Source organism: Chitinophaga sp. GbtcB8, assembly GCF_019091455.1.
Lineage (GTDB): Bacteria > Bacteroidota > Bacteroidia > Chitinophagales > Chitinophagaceae > Chitinophaga.
In genome coordinates, this window is record NZ_JAGXJN010000022.1 from 63,716 (window position 1) to 86,736 (window position 23,021).

The window sequence follows — 23,021 nt, forward strand, 5'->3', positions numbered from 1 at the left end:
TACGGTAACCTGCCGGGGCTTTTTTATTTTCTGAAACGGGTAGTACTATTTCCCTCCTGATCCGTCTTAGCCTGTACCTAAAATGCACACATCACAATTATGATTAACTATATAATTGATCTCAAAGCCATTAAACCATGATCGCCACACATTAGATCTGTCAGCATTAATCATTGAAAACCTAAATTGAAAAGACCTATGAGAAGCCTGTCCTGTACAAAAGGACGCATGAACCTTATGCAAAGGTGCAAGCGAAGTTTTATTGTTGTTTTATTCCTGTGCTGTATGACCACAGCATTTAAAGGCGCTGCCCAAAACCTGGCAGATGTAATGACCAGCGCAGACTGGAGCACTTTTTTTCCACACCGTTTTAACCCTGATGACCGTACCGGGGCTGGCACACCGCCTGCTACGCCCGCAAAAGATTTTTATTCCTACGCAAATTTTGCAGAAGCCGTGCGCCGCATGGGCAACATTAAAATTATAGTAGAACGCCGCTGTGCTACCAACGCTTACCGCCTTACCCGTGTGGATAAAACCACCGGTGCCTCCGTAGTGTTCCGCACAGATGCAGATTTCAATATCAGCCCTAACATGATCCTCACAGAAACAGTGGATTATGCTTCCTTTGCCGGGGAAGGCGACCTGGCAGCACGTAAACGTGAGCTCATGGCTTTCCTGGCCAATATTTCCCAGGAAACTACCGGTGGCTGGCCTACGGCGCCGGGCGGCCCTTACGCCTGGGGACTGTACTTCCGGGAAGAAGTAGGCTTTGAAGGCACCAATAATATTGGCTACCGCGATGAAAGTAATGCGCAGTATCCGCCTGCGCCGGGTAAATCATACCATGGCCGCGGTCCTATACAACTCAGCTATAATTATAACTACGGGCAGGCAAGTGAGTTTATTTTTGGCGATAAGAACGTGCTGCTGGCTAACCCGGAAAAAGTGATCCAGGATGGAGTGGTCGCATTTGAAACGGGTATATGGTTCTGGATGACGCAGCAATATCCCAAACCTTCCTGCCATGAAGTAATGATCCCCGGCAAATGGACGCCCAGCGCCGAACAAGCCGCCCTTAACCTGAAACCGGGTTTTGGCGCAACAGTAAATATTATTAACGGTGGGGTAGAGTGCGGTGGCAGCATAGAGAATGCAAAGGTATTAAGCCGTATTGGCCATTACCAGCGCTACACCGGCCTTAAGCAGGTAAGCCTGGAATTAAATGGCGGTAACAATGCGGTGAGCTGCGGCTGTGCCAACATGGGCCGTTTTGCTATTGATGCTGCAGAGTGCAGCAAAGTAACCTCTCTTTCCTTCACTGCGCCTGCCAATGGTATTTTGAATGTAACCAGCTTATCGCCGGTAACATTAACCGTTGCTAAGAATGATCCGCGCAGCGAGATCACGCAGGTGTTCATTAAAATAGATGGTCAGCGCCTGGCCGGTACATCTGTGCAATGGACGCCATCTGCATATAAAGCCTATACTGCAACAGCCGTAGGCATCAGAAGCGGAAAAGATTCTGTGGTAACCACCACTACCTTCGCTATCTGGAACAGCCAAACCCTTGACGGCTGCAGCGGCCTGCCTTTGTGGGATGCCAATAAGGTATACGATAAACCCAACAACATAGTACGTTATAACAATACTATTTACCGCAACCAGTGGTGGGCCGGTGCTGCAGATGTACCGGGCAGCAATACCACCTGGGGGGTGGTAGGCACCTGTAATGGCACTACGCCTAATGATCCGCCGCCATCTAACCCGCCTGCCAATGTGCCGGTAGGCCAAATCGTATGGCTGCGTGGTTTTAACGGGCAGTATGTAAGCTCCAAGAACGGCGTTGGCCCCATGTGGTGTAATGCTCAGGCTATGACCTGCAACCGCGCTACTGCCCAGGGCTGGGAAGCCTTTAACGCAGGCATCGCAGGCCAGGCAGCAACGGTTGCTAAAATTACCGCTACGCCGGTTGTGAAAGCAGCAGATGCTGCAACGGAAACAACCGTGTATCCTAACCCGTTAGTAAAAGGTGGCACGCTGTCTGTCAAGGTGGCAAAGTATGATGCGGCCAAACCGGTACAGGTAAGCATCCTGGATATCAACAAAAAAGTAGTAGCCTTCCATAAAGGCAATGCTAAAGTGCTGAACTTTTCCACAGCTAACCTGCCCGCCGGGTTTTATATTCTCGTGATCACAAACGGTAATAACACAATTACTAAAAAGATTGTAATACAATAAGAGAGCACTTGTATTACGGGGGCCTCCTCATTTATTGAGGGGGCCTTTTTTATGCGGTAATGCCATTCAGTGCATTCAAAGCAGCGGTGGGCGATACTTTCAGTAATTCATAAATAGCAGCTGTGTTACCGGTGTGTATGTTATATACATCCTGCTCCATGCAGTTCACCAGGTCAGCAGCTACTACTTCCGGTGCAATACCATTGGCGCCGCCTATACCGGCAGAAAAATCAGTGTTCACCAGGGGCGGCATCAGCTCAAATACTTTAATGTTGGTATCCTGCAGGGATAAACGCAGTATTTTGGAATAGGAATTCAGGGCTGCTTTGCTGGCGCTGTAAGTAGGGGTTTTTAAACCCGGCGCATAGGCAACAATAGACGATACATTCACCACTGCTGCTGCAGGTTGCTGGTGTAAAACAGGCAGCAATTTTTCCGTGAGGCGCACTACAGAGATATAGTTGGTATCCATTTCTTTTTCCGCTTCTTTCCAGGTTTCCTGGCCTACGGTTAAGCTGTGTAAAGCAGCATAACCGGCATTGTTGATCAGCACATTCAGACGGGGAAATTTTGTACGGATGGTTTGTACCAGCTCATCTACTGCTGCTTCGCTGCTTACATCACTCACCAGGGTGTGCACGCCGGGAAGCTGGGTGGCAGCCTGTTCCAGGCGTTTGGCATCGCGCCCGGTAATAATCACTTCATTACCTTTTTCAAGAAAAGCTTTAGCTGTTTCAAAGCCAATGCCGGCACTGCCGCCGGTTATCAGGATGGTGTTGTTACTTGTTTTCATGTTGTTTATTTTTATTTATGTGGATAGATACCGATCGGTATCTGACAAAGCAAAAAAAATGTCAGCTCAATGAGATGCTGTTTACCAGGTCTGCAATAGCGTCTGATACCAGCTCTATATCTTTATTCTTTTTAGTAATGCCGGAAAGCATAATACCGCCTTCTACCATGGCCAGCAGGCCGGTAGCAAACCGGCGGGCATTTATACCAGGCAGGAACTCACCGGCAGCAATGCCTTTGCTAACAAAATCTTCCAGTAATTTGCGGGAGCTTTCCAGGGCCTGTGCAGCTTTTTCGCGCAGCAGCTCATGGGTATCATCCGCCTCTATACCGGTATTCTGCATGGGGCAGCCGCCTTCCGGGAATGGTGTTTTTTTTGCCGGGCGAAAGATCTCCGCGTATACCAGCAGCTTTTCCTTATAGGTAGGCGCACTGTCCATGGCTTTGCGGAAAATGCTGCTGCGGTTTTTCAGGTTGTACTCAAACGCAGCCAGGGCAATGTCTTCCTTGTTTTCAAAGTTGCCATAGATCGCGCCTTTCGTCATGCCGGTAGCTTCCGTCAGGTCAGAGATGGATGTGCCGGCATATCCCTTTTTGTTAAAAATGGGAGCCGTTGTTTCAATGATCCACAAACGCGTCTTTTCCGATTTAGGCTCAAACTTCATGATACAAAGATAGATACCAATCGGTATCTGACCAAATATTTTTTTTAAATCGCGTCATTGCGGGGAGCAAAGTAAAGCCAGGGCGCGTGGGGCGACGAAGCAATCCCCCGAATGGCTGGAGATTGCTTCGTCGCCTCCCGGCTCCTCGCAATGACGCGATTGGTAAAAACCTTACCCTGCCTCCTTTACCGGGTTTCTGTCAGCAGCCTGGTAAAAACAGCTGAAATATTCCGGTATAATTTCTAAATTGGAAGAATGAAAATGGTTTACACCTGCATGGCTTTAGCCTGCTTCCACGCTGCTGTGCTGCATGCACAGGAAAAAACGGTTACCCTGGATTCCTATTTCAATAATGAGCACCGTAAAAATGCTGCGGGTGAAATGGAATCTTTCCACTATAAATGGGAGGAAACAGGCAATAACGGCTACTCTAAACTGGGAGACGCGTTTAAAGCGCAGGGCGCCACCCTGAATACCTTACATGAAGCGCCGGCTGCCGCTAACCTGAAAAGTTCCGCTGTTTATATTATTGTAGACCCTGATAATGCAAAAGAATCGCCCGCACCTAATTATATCGGCAAAAAAGATATTACCGCCATTAGCCAATGGGTAAAAGCAGGGGGCGTGTTGCTGCTGCTGGCCAATGACAGCGCCAATACAGAGCTGGCGCATTTTAATGAGCTGGCCGCAGTTTTTGGTTTGCATTTTAATGATGAACGTATTAACTACGTGAAGGACGATGCGCATTTTGAGAACGGCGCCATTGCCGTAAAAGATCATCCGGTATTCCGTACTACCAAAAAGATCTTTATGAAAGATGCCTGCTCCATTCGCGTACAGCCACCGGGCAAACCTTTACTCACTTCAGGCGGCGCTGCCATTATAGCCACTACTGCTTATGGTAAGGGCACAGTAGTAGCCGTAGGGGATCCCTGGCTGTATAATGAATATGTGAACGGGCGCCTGCCTGCCGGTTATGAGAATGATAAGGCCATGACGGACCTGGTAAGCTGGCTGATGACGAAAATACCCGCCAAAAAATAGTAAGGCATTGGATCACAGCTCTCTGCTAAAACAACAGGGAGGGGCAATAGAAAATTTGCAGGCCAGGGAAAACTTGACTAAATTGTATCTCCTTTAGCTGCATAGCGTTATGAAATTTTGTGCCTTTATAGTTTTTTTAGTTTTGCTGCTGAATGAGGCCGGTTTTGCACAATCATACGGTTTACAATTCCAGAGCCACGAAGTAGTGCCGGAAAAAAGGACCGCCCTTAACCTGACGCCAACAGCACCTCTGTGCCTGGATGGGACTACGGAAATTTCCTTCGATCTCAACTTTGTTCCTTATCATGATATTTATTTCGGTTACGTACTGCGCGTAATTTTTGATAACCGGGAAAACATTGACCTGGTATATAACCAGAAAACACTGCGTTTTGATTTCCTGATAGGAGAAAAATATTCCACTGTATTTACCATCGATCCCGCTACGCTCTATAATAAATGGAGCAGCTGCAAATTAAGGATCGATCCTGCAACACAGGAAGCCGCCTTGTTTGTGAACAATACACAGGTAGCAAAAGGCAAAGGCAATTTCGGGAAAAAGGCCTGTTGCCGCCTGCTGTTCGGCGCCAATAACTTTGAAGGTTTCCAGATGCTGGACATTCCGCCCATGAACATAAAGGACGTGGCTATCCGCGAAGGCAGCAAAACAAAATACTACTGGCCTTTATCGGAAAGTAGCGGCAATCAATGCCGGGACACCATTCGCGGCAAAATAGCAGAAGTGCGCAATGCCAATTGGATAAGGCCCCAGCACCAGCAATGGGCTTTAATGAGCGAATTGAAAATGAATGGTATGCCCAGTGTGGCATTTGATAAAAAGAACGAGGTATTGTATGTAGTATCTGCAGATTCTTTATACAGGATCGCTTTTAAGAGCGGCGCTTCCAGCACAGTGGCGCTTGCAGAAAAACATGATTCGCTGATGGCCGGCAATCAATCCATTTACGATCCTTTCCTGCAAAAGCTCTATAACTTTTACATTGATGGGCAAACCGTAAGCACCTTTGACTCCAGCGCACATAAGTGGAGCACAGGTTTTGCCCCTGCACCGCTTACCGTGTACTGGCATGCCAATAAATTTATTTCAGCCTACGATAGCTCCCTGTACATTTTAGGCGGTTACGGGCAGCTGGAATACAAGAACCGCGTACAGCGTTATCACCTGCCGGGTAAGGAATGGGATACCATGCTGGCTACGCATGGCGACCGCTTTATGCCGCGTTACCTGGCCGCGCTGGGCACTAATGAAAAAGGCGATACCGCTTACATTATGGGCGGTTATGGCAGCAGCACCGGCAGCCAGGTGGTGAACCCAAAGTATTATTATGATCTGCTTTCCTTTAGTGTAAAGGATCACTCCTTTAAAACTATTTACCGCCTGCCGGAACCGGACCGCCAGTTCTGTTTTGCCAACAGCATGGTGATTGATGCTGCGGCAAAGGAATATTACGCGCTGGTATACCCGAACGATAAATTTAACTCTGAGCTGCAGCTGATCCGCGGTTCTTTACAATCGCCCAAATATCAGCTGCTGGGTACTACCATTCCTTACACCTATCATGATGTGCAGTCTTTCGCAGACCTGTATTATTGTGCAGACAGTAAGAAGCTGGCCGGCGTAACAATTTACACCTCCAAAGAGGGGAGGGCCAGCGTAAAGGTGTATACCATTGCATTTCCGCCTAACCAGCTATTGCCCGCCACACCGGAAAAGAATACGCCGTACTGGTGGTATTACGGGATAGCGCTGGCGCTTGCCGGCGCCGGCATTTTTGCTTACCGCAAGCGGAAGTTTAAGGCCGTGCAGGCACCTGCATCCCCGCTAATAAAAGAACCGGAAACAGTAGCAGAACCCGTAGCCATAGCCGGCTTAACCATGCCACTGCATACGCCGGAAGAGGAAGAAAGCGTGCATGCCAGGGTATTTTTATTCGGGCAGTTTGAAGTGTATGATAAGGATGGGCAGGACGTAACCCGCTCCTTTACCCCGCTGCTGAAAGAGCTGTTCCTGATCATTACCACACACACCCTGTGGACGGGCAAAGGCATCTCCTCAGAAAAATTATACGGCACCCTGTGGCGCGATAAATCCAGTAAGGAAGCGCAGAACAACCGCTCTGTGAACATGGTAAAGCTCAAAGCCATCCTGGATAAGCTGGGCGCCTGCAGCTTTGTAAAAGATGCCGACCGCTGGAGCCTGCACTACGACAAAGAAAGCATCTCCATTGACCTGGAAACCTTTCTGCAGTTATGCCGCCCTGCCGGGAAACATACCAAAAAAGAGATCCAGCAGCTGCTGGCCATTATACAACGCGGCTCTTTACTGGCCGATACAGCTTATCCCTGGCTGGAAGATATGCAGTCGGAGATCTCCGGCATGGCATTGTCTGTACTCTCTGCCACCACGCTGCAATTCAGCCACGATCCTGAATTTTTAATAGAGATCGCCAACGGCATCTTTATTTTTGACCCGGTAAATGAAGAAGCCCTGCGGGTAAAATGCAAAAGCCTGGGGCAGCTGGGCCGCCACTCTATGGCCAAGGCGCTGTTCAATAAATTCGCCAAAGAATACCATCACATGTACGGCGAGGATTTCCAGGGTACTTTTCATGAAGTATTTAATGAGGTGAAGTAGGGGTGGTGTTTAATGGCGTAGCTTGTCGGGGTTTTGCTTGATATTCCAGAAAGATAACAGAACGATTTCTTTTTTGCTTGAATAGTAGCGGTAAAATAAGGTAATATACCTGTTGAGCTTTGCCCTGCGTACTTTTTTATTTTTCAGGGAGGGGCGGTAAAACTCAGGATTTTCCTGTAAGCGGGATATAACGTAGTCAGTTTGTTGAATAAAACGTTTAATTTCTTTTTCTGTCCACTCTTTTATCTTTTAGCAGGTATTCTATATTGTTTTCAAATGTTTTCTTTGCTTCATCTGACCAGCTTACTTCGATAACCATTTCCGGTATTTTTTCATCACGGTTTCATGTGAAGTTACTTTGCCGGCATCAGCGTCCTTCAGGCCTCTTTCTATAGATCTTTGAGCTTCAGGATCCAGTTCATCCCACCAATCATTTTCCTGCTCCACTTCCAGCATGGCGTGGATCATTTTTATGGTTTTTTCGTCGGCCGTATCAATGTATTTTTTTACCTCTCTCCGCAAAGCAGCTACCTCTTTCATAATGTTAGTTTTATAAGTATAAAGTTAACAAATTATTGCCCAATTGATCACTGTACCATTTTTTCTCCCTTTCCCCTTGAAAATCATTACAATTAGTGCATTATTAATGCCGCCGTTAAGCCTCCCCGCCTATATTGCAGGGGTATGAATACTAAAAACAGGCTCCGGTTGTTCAAAGCCATCAGCATTGGCCTGGCATTACTGGCCATTGTGATGCTGGAGCTGTTGCTGCGCGCCTTCCATTACGGCAATGATCTGCGCCTTTTCATAGAAGCCCCTGCTGATAACCGTTACCTGGTGTTAAACCCGGACGCCTCCAAAAAATACTTCCTGAACCAGCGCATTGCCACTACGGGCAACAGCGAATTATTCAAAAAAGAGAAAGATAAAAATACCTGCCGCATTTTTGTGCTGGGGGAATCTACTACCATTGGTTATCCCTACTATCATAACGGCGCTTTTCACCGCTGGCTGCAATACCGGTTAATGCGCAGCTTCCCTGACCGGGATTTTGAGATCATTAACCTGTCGCTGACAGCAGTGAACTCTTTTACCGTATTGGGTTTTGCCAGGGAAGTAGTGCGCTACCAGCCGGATGCCGTGCTTATTTATACCGGCCATAATGAGTTTTACGGCAGCCTGGGCGTAGGCAGTACAGAACGCATTGCCGGCAATCCCCGCCTGGTAAACCTGGTGCTGGCCCTGCGGGAATATAAGATCATGCAGCTGCTTACCAATACTTATGAAAAGATCCTGAGCCGTACCGCCGGTCCGGAGGTCACTGCCGGCAAAGCGCGTATGGAGCTGATGGTAGCCGCGCAGCAAATCCCTTATGGCTCCACGTTATACAAGCGGGGCATAACGCAGTTCCAGGCCAATATGGATGTTACTTTACAGCTCCTGGATAAAAAAGGCATTCCTGTTTTTATCAGCAACCTGGTATCCAATGAAAAAGACTTAATACCTTTTATTAGCCTGAGGCCGGATAGTACACAGGCGCCGGGGTTTCAAAGAACATACACCGCTGCTTTGCAGGCATTGGAAAATAAGAATACTACCGCTGCTTTTACCGGCTTTCAGCAGGCAGAGAAATTATATAACGGCTACGCTGCCACGCACTATTACCTGGGCCGCCTGTTGCTGGTTAAGGGAGATACGGCTGCGGCCCGCCAGGAGCTGTCCACTGCGCGGGACCTGGATGCCCTGCGCTTCCGTGCGCCTGCAGCGCTCAATAACATCATCCCGCAGCTTTGCAGCAAATACAAAAATGCACACCTGGTAAATGCAAAGGCAGCTTTTGAGCAGCTTTCCGTGGATCATATTATTGGCAACGAGCTGTTATTGGAACATGTGCATCCCAACCTGCAGGGATATGCCGTGCTGTCCGATGCGTTTTACAACAGTATGCAGCAGGCAGGCTTTTTTCCAAAAGATACCATGAATCTTGCGCAGCTGCTGCGTACCATGCCCATTACCAGGGTAGATTCCCTGGCAGGTGCTTACCGCATTGCCAACCTGAAAAGGAGCTGGCCTTTTACCACGGTACCGGTAAAGGATACCTTAGCTGTAAACACGGAAGAGGAGCGCCTGGCCTATGGCCTTACTTTCCGGCATACCTGGTGGCCGGCTGTAATGGATACCCTGTATAACTATTACGCCGGTAAAGCAGATTGGGCCGGCGCAGCTGCCGTAGTAGGAACGCTGGTGCTGGAACATCCTGCAGATGCGCCTTTATATGAGCGGGCTGCCAATTTATACGGCAAGCTGAATGATTTCAATAATGCCGCCCTTTACTTCCGTAAAGCTTTTGCGCTGGCCCCCACGTTTGAAATGGCCCGCACGCTGTTTGTGCTGTACCTGAAAATGGATCAGCCTTTGGCAGCCATGCCTTACCTGGATTATGCCATGCAGCATAACAACCGCGGCCTGAACCTGGCGCCGGTAAAACAGCTTACGGCAGAGATCATACAGCTACAGCAAACCACTACCCCCGAGGCACTGAGCCCGGTAGTGAATAAATACAAGCAAATGGGCAATAACGAAGGCGCCGCCAGTTACCTGGAGAAGCTGCTAAAAACCGATCCCGGGAATAAACAGGCCTTGTTGTTATTGGCACAGTTGGGGAAATGAAACAATACACCATGAAAAAATTCTTTCGCGCTCTATACGCTGCATGGGTCAGGTTCGGAACGGTTCTGGGATACATTAATATCCGTATTATTCTCAGCATCCTGTTCTTTATCATCGTTACACCTGTTGGACTGTTGAGAAGGCTCGCCGGTAAGGACAGCCTTCGCATCCGGCAGTTTAAAAAAGGCCGCGGTTCCGTGATGGTGAACCGGGACCATGTATATATAAAGGAGGATCTGCTGCATACGTTTTAGGAACAGGTAAGCACGTTTAAAGCGGAGATCATCACCATTTTAACCGGCACGTAAACGTCTTTTATTAAGAGCATACATGTATTTTAAACCACTGATCAACCACGTTTATGGAATTTTTTAAAGAGCTTTTTCTTTTCCTGCGCACCCGGAAAAAATTCTGGCTGCTGCCGCTGCTCATTATGCTGCTGTTGCTTACCGTGCTGGTAGTGCTTACCAGCGTACCGGCCCTGGCGCCTTTTATTTACACCTTATTTTAATGCGCCTTGGCTACCTGTATATTAGGCATCTCTGCATTTTACCACGACAGCGCCGCTGCCATTATTATAGATGGTAAAATAATAGCCGCTGCACAGGAAGAACGTTTTACCCGTATTAAACACGATGCATCTTTTCCGGAAAATGCCATCCGTTATGTATTACAGGAAGCGGGCATTACCCACAGTCAGCTAACCGCTGTTGCTTTTTATGATAAGCCTTTGCTGAAGTTTGAACGCCTGCTGGAAACGTATCATGCCTTTGCACCAGCTGGGCTGCCCAGCTTTTTAACCGCCATACCGGTATGGCTGCACGAAAAGCTGCAAATGAAAAAACTGCTGCGCAGGCAGTTTAAGAAATTGGAAAATGAAGATGCCAACAACATCCCCATCTACTTCCCGGAACATCACCTATCCCATGCTGCCAGCGCATTTTATCCATCTCCCTTTGAAGAAGCGGCCATTCTTACTATCGATGGCGTAGGGGAGTGGGCTACTGCTACCATTTGCCATGGACAGGGTAACCAAATAAAAATAATACAGGAGCTGCGCTTCCCACATTCCGTAGGCTTGCTGTACTCCGCCTTTACTTATTACCTGGGTTTTAAGGTGAACAGCGGGGAGTATAAGCTCATGGGGCTTGCGCCTTACGGCGATCCGGAGTCGCCGGAAACTATCTTGTTCAAAGAAAAGATCCTCTCTACATTAGTAGATATCAGGGAAGATGGCTCTATCTTATTAAACATGTCATACTTCCGCTTTGCCACTGGCCTGCGCATGACCAATAATAAAAAGTGGGCGGCCCTCTTGGGTATTCCACGGCGGCAGCCGGAATCCGCCATCACCCCATCGCACAGGAATCTGGCCCTGGCCATGCAGCAGGTTACGGAAATGATCGTGGTGGCACTGGCCCGCACAGCGCAGCGTATTACCCAAAGTAAAAACCTGGTAATGGCGGGCGGGGTAGCCCTGAATGGTGTTGCCAATTACCATGTGCTGCTGGCCGGTTGTTTTGATAATATATGGATACAACCCGCTGCTGGTGATGCTGGTGGCGCATTAGGTGCAGCGCTGGCGGTATATCACATTGCGGAGCAAATGCCCAGAACCCCCGTTCCTGACGTTATGCAAGCCGCTCTTTTAGGACCAGCCTATACCCTACAGCAAATCGCCGCCACAATTCACCGTTACAACGCTACCGCAGAATATGTAGCAGACTTTTCCATCCTCAGCGCCCGCGTTAGTGAACTGCTGGCAGCAGGGAAGGTTATTGGCTGGTTCCAGGACCGGATGGAGTTTGGCCCCCGCGCCCTGGGCAACCGCAGCATACTGGCCGATCCCCGCAACCCCTGCATGCAGCAGTACATTAACCTGCAAATAAAAGCAAGGGAAGCTTTCCGCCCATTTGCGCCCAGCGTGCTGGAAGAAGATGCCGCAGTTTATTTTGATATGCAGGTCCCTTCGCCCTACATGTTATTTGTTACACCATTAAAAGCAACGCAGCGTTTTCCTGTGCCGGAAAACTACCAGCAAAATATCTATGAACGTTTAAATGATCCCCGCTCACCCGTGCCCGCTGTTACCCATGTGGATTATTCCGCCCGCATTCAAACCGTTAGTAAAACAACCCATCCAAAATACTGGCAGCTGATCCATGATTTTAAAACGCTCACCGGTTGCCCTATGCTCATTAATACCTCTTTTAATATGCGCGGGGAGCCCATTGTATGCAGCCCGGAAGATGCTTTCCTGGCGTTCATGCATACCGGAATCGATTACCTGGTAATGGGTAATTACCTCTTGGAGCAGGCAAAACAAACAGCGGTACAAAATATTCCTGCACAGGAATATATGCCCGATTAATTAAAAATCACTTCACAACCAATGGGTTGCAAAAAAATAATATAACCGTTAAGGCTTCTGTTAAAGCATTTTCATAAAATTAATTTTTTCGTTAGCCCGTTATTAATGCCCGTGTTAGTGTGCCCCGCCTTACTTGCAGTATTATTTCAATCAAAAATTTAAATCGAAACTGTCCCGTTATGCAAAGATTAGTACTAATGCTTGTCATGGCATTTGTTTTCCTGGATGTGCATGCCCAGCAACATATGGTAAAGGGCACTGTGACCGATGAAGGCAACCTGCCATTACCCGGCGCTACGGTCAGGGTAAAGGCCTCCACGGTTTCCGCTATCACAGATGCTTCAGGAAATTTTCAGATCAACACAGGAGAACAAGCTTCCCCTGTTCTAATTATTTCTTACATCGGCTACGTAGAACAGGAAGTAGCTGTGAATGGCGCCACCATAACAGTACGCCTGAAAACAGATGCACATTCCCTGAATGATGTGGTGGTAGTTGGTTACGGTGTGCAGCGCAAAAGAGATGTTACCGGCGCTACCAGCACCGTTAGGTCGGAAGAAATTGTAAAACGTCCCCTGGTAAGGGTTGAGCAGGCATTGCAGGGTACCACCTCCGGTGTGCAGGTAGCCAGCAACAACGGCCAGCCCGGCGCAGGTTTAAGCGTGCGGATCCGCGGGGTGAATTCCATCACCGGCTCTAATGAACCGCTGTACGTTATTGACGGTTACATTGGCGGCAGCGTGGAATCCCTTAACCCCAATGATATAGAATCCATGGAAATACTGAAAGATGCTTCTGCCACCGCTATTTACGGTTCCAGGGGCTCTAACGGCGTGGTGCTGGTAACTACCAAAAGTGGTAAGGAAGGCAAAACGCGTGTGGATTTCAGCACCTGGTTCAGTAAAGCCAGCGTACCCAAACAGCTGGATCTTATGAACGCGTATGATTTTGCCCGTACGGTAAATACGCAGTTCCAGCTTTCCGGCAATCCCGCTGCATTTACAGATGCGCAGCTGCAGGAGCTGCAGTCTAAAGGCGGTACCAACTGGCAAAAGGAGCTGCAGCAAAGTCCCTGGATCCAGAACTACCAGCTGAGCGTATCCGGCGGTAATACCGGCGTGCGCTACATGTTCTCCTTTAACCACCTGGACCAGCCTGGGCTTATCCTGAACCAGTATTATAAACGCACTACCCTCAGAAGTAATGTAGATGTGAAGCTGAATGATAAAATGGATCTGAAGGTGAATGTAACCGCGTTGTTCCCGCAGAACCGCAATACGCAATACCCCGGCGACCTGATAGATCCATTTGCACAGGCAACCCAGTGGGATCCTACATCGCCCGTGCGCAATGCAGATGGTAAATACATCCTCTCTGCGCAATACGGCTCCATACAGATCAATCCTGTAGCGCAGGCCAGCAACCAGCAGGTAGATAACAGCGCCACCAACCTAACGGGAACGGGCGTATTTACCTGGCGCATACTGCCGGGCCTTAGCTTTACCTCCAACAACACTTACGAGATCCAGTGGGCGCTGAACCAGCAGCTGTTTGGGAAAGAGACCAGCCTGGGAATGTCGGGCCGCGACTTTGCCTCACAGGGCAATACCCGCTACCGCTCTTACCAGAACAGTAACTTCCTGACCTACCGCGGTGATTTTGGCGATCACTCCCTTACTGTAACCGCGTTGTATGAGCAGCAGAACCGCCGCAACATTAATTCCAATGCACAGGGCGTGAACCTCATCAGTTATGTGAATGGCTATTATAATATAGGACTGGGCAGCACCCAGCTGGTATCATCCGGTTACTGGGCAGATGCGTTGCAGTCTTACATGGGCCGTGTGAACTACGCCTATAAAAATAAATACCTGTTAACAGCAGCCGTGCGTGTGGATGGCTCATCGCACCTGCTGGACAAGTACAGCACCTTTCCCTCACTGGCCCTGGGCTGGAATATTGCCAAGGAAGGGTTTATGCAGGATAACCGCATATTCTCTGACCTGAAGCTGCGCGCCAGCTTTGGCGTAACAGGCAACCAGGCTGTAAACCCTTATGCCACTATACCGCAGATCAGCACCGGTGCGCCCTATTATTTTGATGGCAGCAAACCCACGGTAACCACCCCGCTGGGCAGCCCGGTATCCACCTCCCTGAAATGGGAACGCACGGAGCAGTATGATGCCGGTTTGGATGCAGCCTTCCTCAAAGGCCGCCTCACTTTTACGGTAGATGCGTATCACAAAAAGATCAAGGATCTGCTGTATTATTTCCAGGCCCCGTTCTATAACAGTGGCGCCACCTATGCCCGTAACATAGGCAGTGTAGAAAATAAAGGATTGGAGTTTGCCTTAGGCGGTACACCCATCAGCACTAAAAAATTAACCTGGAGCAGTAACCTGATCGCTTCCATTAACCGCAATAAAGTAGTGGACCTGGGGGGGCTGGATAACATTGTGGTGAACAACATCGGCTCCCCGCAAAGCAATGTATCTATCCTGAAGATAGGGCAGCCCCTGGGCGAGTTTTACGGCTATAAGTTCCTGGGCACCTGGAAAGCCAAGGAAGCAGCAGAAGCTGCGCTGTTTGGTATGAAACCCGGCGATGCAAAATATGTGGATGTTGACGGCGATAAAAAATACACCGCAGCAGACCTGCAAACAATTGGTAACGGCACACCCAAATTCACGTTCGGGTTTATCAATGATGTTAAGTACGACAACTTTACGCTGAGCTTTATGTTCCAGGGCGCTACCGGTTACCAGATCTATTCACAAACCCTGGCCTATGTTTGGGGCGGTTTGGGCGATGCGCGTAACGCTACCACACAGGATGCGCTGGACATCTGGACACCCACGCATGAAACAGACAATCCCACCTTCAGTAAAAGCAGCACCAATTTTATTAACAGCAGCCGTTATGTGTACAATGCCAGCTACATGAAGCTGAAGAATTTGTCTATCTCTTATCACATACCGGAATCCCTGTTAAGCAAAGTGAAGCTGCGCAACCTGGAAGTATATGTGAGCGGGCAAAACCTTTTCACCGTAACCAACTATCCGGGTTATGATCCGGAGATCACCAACGCCACCAATGCCATTACACAGGGCCTGGAAATGGGCGTGATCCCCAATCCCCGTACATATACGTTTGGTTTAAGGGCAGGCTTTTAGGAGCAGAAAGCAGAAAGCAAAAAGCCAAAAGCCGAACGCTAAAGGCTAAAGACTAAAGGCTAAAAGCCAAAAGCTAAAAACAGGCTAATTATTGATTCTTAATTATTAATTATAATGAAATTGAGATACATCACTTTTCTGTTAGCCCTCACCCTTTCAGGTGCTGGCTGTCAGAAGCTAACGGAAGATCCGAAGGGTAGCCTTACACCAGGCACTTATTTTAAAACAGCTTCTGACCTGGATGCCGCAGTAGCCTCTATTTACCTGCAGCTGGCGGTAGATGCAGCTTATGCCAACATCAGCAATAGCACGCCCTGTTTTGGTTCCGATGATCTTACCACAGATCCGGGATTGAATAAGCTGGGCTTCCGTTTATTTGACCAGCTAAATGGTAACTCCGATGCAGACGGCCGTTTGAATAACGTATGGCAGGGCCCCTGGACAGCCATTTACCAGGCTAACAATGTCATTGCCAATTATGAAAAGGTAGATGCTGCAGATGATGTAAAACATGCTTACGCAGGACAGGCCTTTTATTTAAGAGCCTTCAGCTACTATATGCTGGTGCGCACTTTTGGCCCTGTACCGGTAATTGATAAACCGCTGGATGTAGATGCACGCCCTGCAAGGGATTCTGTAAGCAGTGTGTACAACCTGATCGTAAACGATCTTAAAACCGCTATCGGTTTTTTACCCGCCTCTTTTCCCGGCGCACCGGGCAAAGCCAATCAGCAGGCAGCCAAAGCCTTGCTGGCAGAGGTGTATTTAACCATGGCAGGATGGCCGCTGAAACAAACTGCTAACTATGCGCTGGCAGCAGAGCAGTCAGATGCAGTAATTAAATCAGGCCAGTACACGCTGGTGCCCGATTATGCAAAAGTGTTCACCACCAATAATAATGCGGAATCTGTATTTTCTTTACAGTTCAATGTAGCAGGCGGTTTGCCACAGCGTACCTTTGGCTCCTCCTGCATGCCGCTGGATGAAGTAGCGCTGAACGGTAACAGTGGCTGGGACGATTTTTACCCGGAGATCAGCTTTTACCAGGCCGCACCCAAATGCGCCCGTACCGATGCTACTTTTTACACCACTATTAAACTGCTGCAGCCTAACAAAACTTTTAAGCTGGTGCCCTGGAGCTCCACAGAAACACATGCCGGGCATCCGTATTACAAGAAATTCCGTTCAGGCGTTGGCGATGGTATCGTGGAAACAGATAACGCCATTATCTCCGCCAATCCCAGCACCAACAAAACGCTGGACATTCTCCGCTATCCAATGGTGCTGCTGAACTATGCAGAAGCATCTGCCATGGCGGCTAATGCACCCACTTCAGAAAGTTATGCAGCCATTAACCAGGTAAGAAGGCGTGCCGGCCTGGCAGACCTTACACCCGGCCTGGCGCTGAATGCCTTCCGCGATTCCGTAGTACAGGAAAGGGCTTATGAGTTTGCAGGTGAATTTGGCATACGCTGGTTTGATATTGTGCGCCTGCAGCTGCTGCCGCAGATCCTGGCCAAGCGCAGCAGCCTGGAAAATCCGATCAACCCCGCAGTAGCGGGTAACCCGGCAGCGCTGGCACAAAAATATTTAACACCCATACCCACGAACGAAATGCTCCGCAACCCGCAGTGGCAGCAAAACCCAGGGTATTGATAAGCGTGGTTAGCGGTGGAGAACTTCCGCCGCTAACCACTTACTTTTAACCGTTTTATGTGAAACCATGCAGAGAATAGTATCTTTTTTTATCAGCCTTTTTTTATGTTATTATTCCACGTCATCAATTGCTCAAAAGCATAGTGAAAAAACGCTCTACCCCAGCTACAAGGGTTTGATTATGGCTGGGTACCAGGGTTGGTTCCGGGCGGCAGGAGACGGCTCCGCTGCCCGGCGCTATGCTTACGGAAACGAAGAGCGCAGCGGCATAGATGCCTGGCCGGATGTAAGTGAATACGAAAAAACTTACGAAACACCCTTTGTTTTAAAAGACGGTAGCAAAGCCCGCTTCTTTAGCTCACTGGATAAAAGTACAGTGGATCTGCATTTTAAATGGATGCAGGAATATGGTGTAGATGGCGTGTTTATGCAGCGCTTCTTTAACGTAACACGCGAAGGCAGCGGTAAAAAAGAAGCCGCCGCCATTCTTGGCAATGCGCTGGAAGCAGCTTCTAAATACAAAAGAGCTATTGCTGTAATGTACGACCTGTCTGGTTTAAAAGGTAAAGGAGAAGATTGTTCCTCTATTATTGAGGACTGGAAATATTTGGTAGACACCCTGAAAGTAACGCGCCAGAGCGGCGCCAATACTTACCTGCATGAGAATGGTAAACCGGTGGTATGCATCTGGGGCATTGGTTTTCCGGACCGGCCTTATGATATCCGCAACATTGGCCTGGAAAGGTTAATAGATTTTTTGAAGAACGATCCTGTATATGGCAACTGCACGGTAATGTTAGGCGTGCCCACTGCCTGGCGGGAGCTGAATGCAGATTGTATTCACGATCCATATTTACACACCATCATCAAAAAGGCGGATATAATTCTGCCCTGGATGGTACAGCGCTTTTCGCCCTTATTGCATAATGATATGGACCGCTACCGCGATATGATAGTAGATGATATGGAATGGTGCCGCCGGAACAATATTGAGTATGTTCCATGCGTTTGTCCTGGGTTCAGCTGGCATAACCTGAGTAAGTATGAGTTCCCGGACGATGTAAAACCCGTAGGCTCCATACCCCGCCAGGGCGGCCGTTTTTACTGGCAGCAGCTGTCAACCGCCATACTGGCCGGTGCAGGCATGATCTACGTAGCCATGTTTGATGAAGTGAATGAAGGCACCGCCATTTTTAAAGTATCGGATAATCCGCCGGTAGCTAAAAATGTATCGTTCATTAATATGGATGGACAACCATCAGATCTGTACTTATGGCTCACCGGAGAAGCCGCAAAAATGCTGCGGAAAGAAAAACCGTTAACTACGGTAATGCCCGTACGGAACGCCCAACGCTGATTGCTAAACAATAAACACTAAACACTAAAAGCCAAAAGCCAAAAGCTGATCATAACAAGCCTTTAAATCCATAAACCATATTAAAAACCTTTTCAGAAACCCTATCTCCATTACGAACTATCAATTCGTATCGACTCACGGTGTACTTCAATCACGCAGTACCCAATTCGTAATTGACAATTCGTAATTAACTCAAAACCCTGTAAAATGAAAACGAGCACCAAAAATGCGTTCGCCGGCAGCATACGGCGGTATTCCACGTTATCCATTAACTGGAGAAATGTACTGTTATTCTTTGCTATTGGACTGCTGGCTGCCTGCTCCAAGCAGGACCTCGAAAAACAATTAAAAGAAGGCGCTACCTTGAACAAAATGGCTGCCACCCCTTTAGCCTCCCCGGTGGGCGACGTAGTGGGAAAGGTGACCGTTGGTTACCAGGGCTGGTTTGCCTGTACCGGCGACGGATCGCCCATTAACGCCTGGTGGCACTGGACCCAGGACTGGGGCCAGTCACCTTCACCCACCAACAAAGGCATGAAATCGTGGCCGGATGTAAGGGATTACACCACCACCTTTGCCACCAGCTTCCCTAACCTGGGCAACGGGCAGCAGGCGCGTTTATTTTCATCGTTCACAGACCAGACTGTGAACGTACAATTTCAATGGATGCAGCAGTACGGTATTGACTGCGCCGCCCTGCAACGCTTCAACCCCACAGGGGGCGAAGGGCCGGTGCGCGATGCCATTACCGCCAAAGTGAAAACGGCCGCAGAAACCTATGGCCGTAAATTTTACATTATGTATGATGTAGGCGGCTGGACCAACATGCAATCGGAAAAAAAAACCGACTGGACCAACAAAATGAAAGCCTACACCTCGTCCAGCGCGTATGCCGTGCAAAATGGCAAGCCGGTTGTATGTATCTGGGGCTTTGGCTTTAACGACAACAACCACAACTTTTCCGCCGCAGCCTGCCTGGATGTAATTAACTGGTTCAAAGGCCAGGGCTGTTATGTAATTGGCGGTGTGCCCACCTGGTGGCGTACTGCACCAGCCAACTCCGATTCCCGTACCGGCTTCCTGGATGTGTATAAGGCATTCAACATGTTATCACCCTGGATGGTAGGCCGCATTGGCAGCGCCGGTGAATCAGACAATTTCTACAACAACGTGAATGTTGGCGATCAGGCTTACTGTAACCAGAACGGTATCGACTACCAGCCCTGCGTGCTGCCTGGTGACCTGCAGGAACGCCAGCGCGCGCATGGCGACTTTATGTGGCGCCAGTTTTACAACATGGTACGTGTAGGCGCCCAGGGCATCTACATTTCTATGTTCGATGAGGATAATGAAGGTAACCAGATCGCCAAAACAGCTGAAAATGCTTCCTTTGTGCCCGCCGGCTCCGGCTTCTGGGCATTAGATGAGGATGGGGTAGCCTGTTCCGCAGATTATTACTTGCGCCTTACCGGCGATGGGGCCCGTATGCTGAAGGGGCAGCTGGGCCTTACCGCCACACGCCCCACCCAGCCCATAGTGGGTAATAATAATGGCAATATACCTTTTGGGCAAACCATTACCCTTAAGGCAGCCAATAACCTCTATGTATGCAGCGAAAATGCCACCCAGGCCATGAACTGTAACCGTACGGCTGTTGGCCCCTGGGAGCAGTTTACCGTGGTAAATGTGGGCAACGGCAAAGTAGCCCTGCAGAACCTGGGGAAATACGTATGCTCTGAGAACGGTACCCAGGCCATAACCTGCAATCGTACTGCCATTGGCGGCTGGGAGCAGTTTGACTGGATAGCCAATGCTGATGGCACCATTTCCCTGAAAGGCAACAATGGGGCATTTATTTCCGGGGAAAACGGTACCCAGCCCATGACCTGTACCCGTACCACTGCCGGCGCCACGGAAAAATTCCGGGTGAACCAGTAAAAAATAAATGCGCAGATACACAGTTTGTGCAAGGCAAATGCCGCCACAGTTTTTATGCTGCAGGCGGCATTGCCTTTTGGTAACCAAGCGGGCACTGCCCCTCATAAGGTAGCTGGTGGCCATTATAACGTCCCGGCAGCCATCGCTTATTTCTTCAGTTTGTGTAGCAATTTCCCCATATATAAAGCAGGTAAGTAACCGGCACTGGCACGGCATTTGCCTTTCCTGTTTAAACCATATCTTTTTTTAATTCTGTCCACCGGGTAAATTCCTATTAGTGATAAGCCCCCTAAAATAACTGAACATGAAAGGAGTACATGTAGAAGACAATACGGTAGGAGTGACAAATGATGATAGTGGCGGCGCAGAGTATTCATTGCGCCTGTTCATTAGCGGAGCGTCCGCTAACTCCGCCAAAGCTGTGCTGAACCTGGTCAGTGTTTGCGACACTTACATTAAAGGCAGGTATGCTTTAGAGGTTATTGATATTTTCCAGGATCATGAGCTGGCGCAAAAAGACCACATTACAGCCGTGCCTTCACTCATTATAAAAACATCCTTATCCGCAAAAACACTGGTTGGTAATATGTCCAACTGCCAGAAGATATTACAGGGATTGAGACTTACAACCTGAGATTTACAACATAAGTATGGAAAAAGGCAAACCGTCATATGAAACGCTGCAGCAAGAGGTGCAGCAATTGCGTGTTGCGTTGGAAGAAGCAAGAGATACAATAGCCGCCATCCGTTCCGGGGAAGTGGATGCATTAATAGTAGAGGGAGAACAGGGCAATGAGATGTACACATTAACCAGTACTGATCTTACCTATCGCCGCTTTATAGAGAAAATGGCACAAGGCGCTGTTACTATCAGCAAAGAGGGTACTATACTTTATAGTAATTCCCGCTTTGCCAATATGATAGATACTCCTCTCTCCGGCGTAATAGGCCTTGCTTTCAGCCAGTTTGTGAAACCAGACTACCAGGGCCACTTTGAACAGCTGCAGGAAAAAGGATGGATGGAAGATACCATTGGGGAAGTGATGCTGAGGAATGCGCAGGAAGGTTTAACCGTACAGCTGTCCCTCACCAAGCTGGAACTGGACGGAGGTTTTGCCATCAGTATCATCATCACAGATCTTACCTCAGAAAAAGAAACACAACGGCAGTTAAAGCAGCAGAACGATAAGCTGGAACAGATCAATCATGCGCTGGAGCTCAGCAATCATGACCTACAGCAGTTTGCATCCGTAGCCTCGCACGACCTGCAGGAGCCGCTGCGTAAGATCCAGATGTTTTCCAGCCTGCTGAAGAAAAAGATCAACGGTCTTTCTGAAGATGCGCATATGTACCTGGGTAAGATCATTAGCTCATCAGAAAGAATGAAGCAGCTGATGGATGATATATTGAACTACTCTATGTTATCCTCTAATCAGATCAAATATGAGCATATTGAGCTGCAGCAGCTGATGAACGATCTGCTGGAAGATTATGAGCTCATCATCCAGGAAAAAGGCGCCAACATTACAATAGAGGATCTGCCTGCCATAGAAGCCAACAGAGGGCAGATCCGGCAGCTGTTCCAGAACATGATCAGTAATGCCATCAAGTTCTCCCGGCAAAATATATCACCCAGCGTTTTTATCAGCGGCCGCCGCATTCACTCCCGCAGCTTTGAAGCGCCGGAACAGCACGATGGGCCTTTTTGCCGCATCTCTATAAAAGATAACGGCATTGGTTTTGATGAGAAATATATGAGTAACATCTTTTCGCTCTTTGGCCGTTTAAACCCGCGGGGTATGTATGAAGGTACCGGCATTGGGTTGGCCATCGCAAAAAAGATTGTAGATAAACACGGTGGTTTAATTACCGCACATAGTATAGAGGGAATAGGTTCAGAATTTATTGTAGTGTTACCACTACAGCAGTTTTAGCGGAAATTTAATGCAAGTCACAGGGAAAAAAAGCAAATGCAGCACCGTAACGGGCGCTGCATTTCGCTTTTATAAATGTTACTGCGCAAATACTATCTTTGCGGCAATCCTTTACCTATGCAATTTCGTTTCAGCTGGAAATTTTTTGTGCTCACCGTATTGTTATTTATTACAGAAGTATTGATTGCCGTGTATGTGCATGATAGTTTTATACGTCCTTATTTTGGCGATTTTTTAGTAGTGATATTGCTGTACTGTTTTGTAAGCACGTTTTTACAGGCGCCGGTGAAACCCTTAGCCATTGGCGTTTTGCTGTTTGCTTATTTAATAGAAACGCTGCAGTACTTTAACCTGGTAAAACATTTGGGCCTGCAGCACTCGCGCCTGGCCAATATTGTAATCGGTAACCATTTTGAATGGACGGATATATTGGCCTATACCCTGGGTGTTTTATTCATCCTTTTGCTTGATAAGTTAAGGCCAGCACCGGTTTCGCAGGTACAATAATTGTTGCCTTCCGGTTA

General features: G+C 48.4%; 17 protein-coding genes. 14 read left to right on the plus strand and 3 right to left on the minus strand.

The features are described 5' to 3' along the window. Positions 1–285 precede the first annotated feature (285 nt). Positions 286–2,241, plus strand: coding sequence for a glycoside hydrolase family 19 protein (locus KVT36_RS18950; RefSeq protein WP_217605031.1), 1,956 nt, complete (start codon positions 286–288; stop codon positions 2,239–2,241). Between the two features lie 49 nt (positions 2,242–2,290). On the opposite strand, the gene KVT36_RS18955 is transcribed toward KVT36_RS18950, so the two are convergent. Both KVT36_RS18955 and KVT36_RS18960 read right to left on the minus strand, forming a co-directional pair. Beyond that, positions 2,291–3,034 (minus strand): SDR family oxidoreductase, encoded by a 744-nt coding sequence (locus tag KVT36_RS18955; protein WP_217605032.1) that lies wholly within the window; start codon positions 3,032–3,034, stop codon positions 2,291–2,293. 61 nt (positions 3,035–3,095) lie between these two features. Further along, positions 3,096–3,698, minus strand: coding sequence for a TetR/AcrR family transcriptional regulator (locus tag KVT36_RS18960; protein ID WP_217605033.1), 603 nt, complete (start codon positions 3,696–3,698; stop codon positions 3,096–3,098). Positions 3,699–3,953: 255 nt separating this feature from the next. On the opposite strand from KVT36_RS18960, the gene KVT36_RS18965 reads away from it, so the two are divergent. Continuing rightward, positions 3,954–4,742 carry a DUF4350 domain-containing protein gene (locus tag KVT36_RS18965; protein ID WP_217605034.1) on the plus strand — a complete coding sequence of 263 codons (789 nt, stop codon included), beginning with the start codon at positions 3,954–3,956 and terminating at the stop codon, positions 4,740–4,742. 109 nt (positions 4,743–4,851) lie between these two features. After that, on the plus strand, positions 4,852–7,398 hold the full coding sequence (locus tag KVT36_RS18970; protein ID WP_217605035.1) for a hypothetical protein: 2,547 nt from the start codon (positions 4,852–4,854) through the stop codon (positions 7,396–7,398). Positions 7,399–7,701: 303 nt separating this feature from the next. Here KVT36_RS18970 and KVT36_RS18975 read toward each other — a convergent pair whose 3' ends face one another. Then, positions 7,702–7,938 carry a hypothetical protein gene (locus KVT36_RS18975; protein ID WP_217605036.1) on the minus strand — a complete coding sequence of 79 codons (237 nt, stop codon included), beginning with the start codon at positions 7,936–7,938 and terminating at the stop codon, positions 7,702–7,704. A 144-nt stretch (positions 7,939–8,082) separates the two neighbouring features. Here KVT36_RS18975 and KVT36_RS18980 point away from each other — a divergent pair, with 144 nt between their 5' ends. From KVT36_RS18980 to KVT36_RS19030, 11 genes are all read left to right on the plus strand, one after another. Further along, positions 8,083–10,068, plus strand: coding sequence for a hypothetical protein (locus KVT36_RS18980; protein WP_217605037.1), 1,986 nt, complete (start codon positions 8,083–8,085; stop codon positions 10,066–10,068). An 11-nt stretch (positions 10,069–10,079) separates the two neighbouring features. Beyond that, a complete protein-coding gene (locus tag KVT36_RS18985; RefSeq protein ID WP_217605038.1) occupies positions 10,080–10,322 on the plus strand; it encodes an SxtJ family membrane protein in 243 nt (80 codons plus the stop codon). A 107-nt stretch (positions 10,323–10,429) separates the two neighbouring features. Then, the gene (locus KVT36_RS18990; protein ID WP_217605039.1) at positions 10,430–10,579 is read left to right on the plus strand and encodes a DUF5989 family protein; all 150 of its coding nucleotides are present in this window, start codon (positions 10,430–10,432) and stop codon (positions 10,577–10,579) included. 6 nt (positions 10,580–10,585) lie between these two features. Further along, positions 10,586–12,439, plus strand: a complete 1,854-nt coding sequence (locus KVT36_RS18995; protein ID WP_217605040.1) for a carbamoyltransferase — start codon at positions 10,586–10,588, stop codon at positions 12,437–12,439. A gap of 179 nt (positions 12,440–12,618) precedes the next feature. Continuing rightward, positions 12,619–15,612 (plus strand): TonB-dependent receptor, encoded by a 2,994-nt coding sequence (locus KVT36_RS19000; protein WP_217605041.1) that lies wholly within the window; start codon positions 12,619–12,621, stop codon positions 15,610–15,612. 114 nt (positions 15,613–15,726) lie between these two features. Continuing rightward, positions 15,727–17,268, plus strand: coding sequence for a RagB/SusD family nutrient uptake outer membrane protein (locus KVT36_RS19005; protein ID WP_217605042.1), 1,542 nt, complete (start codon positions 15,727–15,729; stop codon positions 17,266–17,268). 181 nt (positions 17,269–17,449) lie between these two features. Next, positions 17,450–18,625: a glycoside hydrolase family 71/99-like protein gene (locus KVT36_RS19010; protein WP_217605043.1), complete on the plus strand. Its 1,176-nt coding sequence runs from the start codon at positions 17,450–17,452 to the stop codon at positions 18,623–18,625. 207 nt (positions 18,626–18,832) lie between these two features. Then, positions 18,833–20,563 (plus strand): lectin, encoded by a 1,731-nt coding sequence (locus KVT36_RS19015; RefSeq protein ID WP_254640089.1) that lies wholly within the window; start codon positions 18,833–18,835, stop codon positions 20,561–20,563. A gap of 304 nt (positions 20,564–20,867) precedes the next feature. Beyond that, positions 20,868–21,197 (plus strand): circadian clock KaiB family protein, encoded by a 330-nt coding sequence (locus KVT36_RS19020; RefSeq protein ID WP_217605044.1) that lies wholly within the window; start codon positions 20,868–20,870, stop codon positions 21,195–21,197. 16 nt (positions 21,198–21,213) lie between these two features. Further along, the gene (locus KVT36_RS19025; protein ID WP_217605045.1) at positions 21,214–22,497 is read left to right on the plus strand and encodes an ATP-binding protein; all 1,284 of its coding nucleotides are present in this window, start codon (positions 21,214–21,216) and stop codon (positions 22,495–22,497) included. A gap of 117 nt (positions 22,498–22,614) precedes the next feature. Further along, positions 22,615–23,004: a DUF2809 domain-containing protein gene (locus KVT36_RS19030; RefSeq protein ID WP_217605046.1), complete on the plus strand. Its 390-nt coding sequence runs from the start codon at positions 22,615–22,617 to the stop codon at positions 23,002–23,004. Positions 23,005–23,021: the final 17 nt, after the last annotated feature.

Coding starts and splice junctions, on each gene's coding strand:
- KVT36_RS19025 (WP_217605045.1), top strand. CDS start 21,214: ATGGAAAAAGGCAAACCGTCATATGAAACGCTGCAGCAAGAGGTGCAG.
- KVT36_RS19030 (WP_217605046.1), top strand. CDS start 22,615: ATGCAATTTCGTTTCAGCTGGAAATTTTTTGTGCTCACCGTATTGTTA.
- KVT36_RS18985 (WP_217605038.1), top strand. CDS start 10,080: ATGAAAAAATTCTTTCGCGCTCTATACGCTGCATGGGTCAGGTTCGGA.
- KVT36_RS18990 (WP_217605039.1), top strand. CDS start 10,430: ATGGAATTTTTTAAAGAGCTTTTTCTTTTCCTGCGCACCCGGAAAAAA.
- KVT36_RS18980 (WP_217605037.1), top strand. CDS start 8,083: ATGAATACTAAAAACAGGCTCCGGTTGTTCAAAGCCATCAGCATTGGC.
- KVT36_RS18950 (WP_217605031.1), top strand. CDS start 286: ATGACCACAGCATTTAAAGGCGCTGCCCAAAACCTGGCAGATGTAATG.
- KVT36_RS18960 (WP_217605033.1), bottom strand. CDS start 3,698: ATGAAGTTTGAGCCTAAATCGGAAAAGACGCGTTTGTGGATCATTGAA.
- KVT36_RS19000 (WP_217605041.1), top strand. CDS start 12,619: ATGCAAAGATTAGTACTAATGCTTGTCATGGCATTTGTTTTCCTGGAT.
- KVT36_RS18975 (WP_217605036.1), bottom strand. CDS start 7,938: ATGAAAGAGGTAGCTGCTTTGCGGAGAGAGGTAAAAAAATACATTGAT.
- KVT36_RS19005 (WP_217605042.1), top strand. CDS start 15,727: ATGAAATTGAGATACATCACTTTTCTGTTAGCCCTCACCCTTTCAGGT.
- KVT36_RS19020 (WP_217605044.1), top strand. CDS start 20,868: ATGAAAGGAGTACATGTAGAAGACAATACGGTAGGAGTGACAAATGAT.
- KVT36_RS18955 (WP_217605032.1), bottom strand. CDS start 3,034: ATGAAAACAAGTAACAACACCATCCTGATAACCGGCGGCAGTGCCGGC.
- KVT36_RS19010 (WP_217605043.1), top strand. CDS start 17,450: ATGGCTGGGTACCAGGGTTGGTTCCGGGCGGCAGGAGACGGCTCCGCT.
- KVT36_RS18970 (WP_217605035.1), top strand. CDS start 4,852: ATGAAATTTTGTGCCTTTATAGTTTTTTTAGTTTTGCTGCTGAATGAG.
- KVT36_RS19015 (WP_254640089.1), top strand. CDS start 18,833: ATGAAAACGAGCACCAAAAATGCGTTCGCCGGCAGCATACGGCGGTAT.
- KVT36_RS18965 (WP_217605034.1), top strand. CDS start 3,954: ATGAAAATGGTTTACACCTGCATGGCTTTAGCCTGCTTCCACGCTGCT.